Consider the following 2,084-nt stretch of genomic DNA (forward strand, 5'->3'; position numbering starts at 1 on the left):
GTAAGGTAATCGGCCATCCGACCTTGCTTGCCGTTGCGTGTCTCTGTTTCCAGCCGGTTAACCAGGTCAACGACATTGTAGAAGCGTCCACGTGTGCCGTTACGGATGAGCGCACGCGCAATTGCAATGGCGAGATGGCTCTTGCCCGTTCCTGTGCCGCCGACAAGGACGACATTCCGCTGGTCGGCGACGAATGTGCCCGTCGCCAGCTCCCGCACCAGGGATTCATTGATGGGCGTATCTGCAAAATCAAAGTCATCGATGTCTTTCGCCAGCGGCAGCTTGGCAATGGTGAGCTGGTAACGAATGGAGCGTGCCTGCTTCTCGGCGATTTCCGACTGTAGGAGGTCACCGACAATGCGCGGTGGTTCGTACTGCCGTTTTATGCCGTTGCCCATGACCTCGTCGTAGGCACTACGCATTCCATAGAGCTTCAATGTGCTCATCAGTTCCAGAACCTGTGTTCGTTCCATCAACTTGCCCTCCTGAGCCTGTCGTAACGGGCGCAGTCGGCGACCGGCTCATGGGCAAGCCGAAGCGCATCCGGGATTTGCAGGGTAGCTGCGGGAGCCGTGTCGCGGCTTCGCGCCAGAATGTTGATGATCACCGAGGCCGAGCAGACGCCGTGATCGAGTGCTTCCTGACAGGCAGCCTCGACGGCGGTAAGACCATCGGCAGGAACGCATCCGAGTATGGTGACCATCTGTCGATCACCGTCGTCAGCGCTCTTCAATCGCTTGCGGACCTTCTCCATCGCGGTTGGCAAGACCCATTCGCGCAACGGAGCGCCGTTACGCAAAGCACCGGGTTTGCGAGCAAGAACAGGAACATAGTGCCAAGGGTCGTAGATGGTGTCGCCACGACCAAAGCTGCGCTGGTGTTCAGCGACCGTCACTCCATCCTGTTTTATGACGACCCGATCAGCGTAAGCGTGAACCTCGACAGGGCGGCCGACGGCTGTCGACAGGACGGAATATTTGTTGTTGTCGAAGCGGACGGTACAGGTCTTCGACACCGAGGCCGGGACGCTGTGGAATCCGTCGAATGGACCAACGTAGCGCACAAGGCTGCCACGCTCGGCCTCGAACATTTGCCAGATCGACTGCGTCGTCTGTTCGGGATGACTATGGGCCTTGGCATAGGCAACGCATTTATCGAGGAGCCAAGCATTCAATTCATCCAGGCTTTTGACCCTGAGGCGCGGCGTGAAGAAGCGCTCGCGCACAAGGCCGACCTGGTTCTCGACCTGACCCTTCTCCCATCCCGATGCAGGGGTGCAGGCGACTGGTTGAACGAGATAATGGCTGCACATTTGCAGGAAGCGGCGATTGTACAGCCGCTCCTTGCCGATAAAGACCGCCTCTACCGCCGTTTTCATATTGTCGTAGATGCCGCGCGTGCAGGTGCCACGGAAGAAGTCGAAGGCCTTGTCGTGGGCGTCGAAGACCATCTCCTGGCTCTCACGCATATAGGCTCGGGCAAACATCATCCGGCTGTGGCAGAGGCGGACATGAGCGACCTTCACGGTCGTCGTCACCCCGTTGATCAGGACGATCTCGTGGCTCCAGTCGAACTGATAAGCCTCGCCGGGTGCATAGTAGAGCGGCACGTAGGCTTCGGCCGTCACAGAACCACGGCTCTTGGACCAGGCCTTGGCATATCGGCGAACGGTGTCGTAACTGCCGTCATAACCAAGTGACCGGACCTCTTCGTAAATCCGGATCAGTGTCAACCGGTCGCGCGACGCCTTGCCTTCATTGGCAATCAGAAACCGCTCGACATCACCCTTCCAAGCTCCCATCCGGGGCAAGGGTTGATGCCCACGCTTGTAGGCAAACTCAGTCGCATCGGACCGCAGAATTTTGCGCACAGTATTGCGAGAAACATTCAGCTCTCTGGCAATCTTCTTCACCGACCAGCCCTGAACATGGAAGGCTCGTCGGACACGGGCAATCGTATCCACTCTCTTCAACTCCCTACTCCATCCGCTGCCAAAAGCCGGATGGTCGGATGAAATCCAGAGGGGGTCAAAATTGGATAAGTATTACCCCACCAGAGGGGTCAACATTCCATGCTTAAACACA

General features: G+C 57.7%; 1 protein-coding gene and 1 pseudogene. Both read right to left on the reverse strand.

Features of this window, described 5'->3' with window-relative positions; all coding sequences use genetic code 11:
* On the reverse strand, positions 1–473 hold a 473-nt coding region (locus tag G6L28_RS22530; protein WP_174066435.1), incomplete at its 3' end, for an ATP-binding protein.
* A pseudogene (istA, locus tag G6L28_RS22535) lies at positions 415–1,972 on the reverse strand (IS21 family transposase). The gene G6L28_RS22530 and the pseudogene istA, both read right to left, overlap by 59 nt.
* Between the last annotated feature and the right edge of the window lie 112 nt (positions 1,973–2,084).

The organism is Agrobacterium larrymoorei (assembly GCF_013322225.1).
Classification (GTDB): Bacteria; Pseudomonadota; Alphaproteobacteria; order Rhizobiales; family Rhizobiaceae; genus Agrobacterium; species Agrobacterium larrymoorei_A.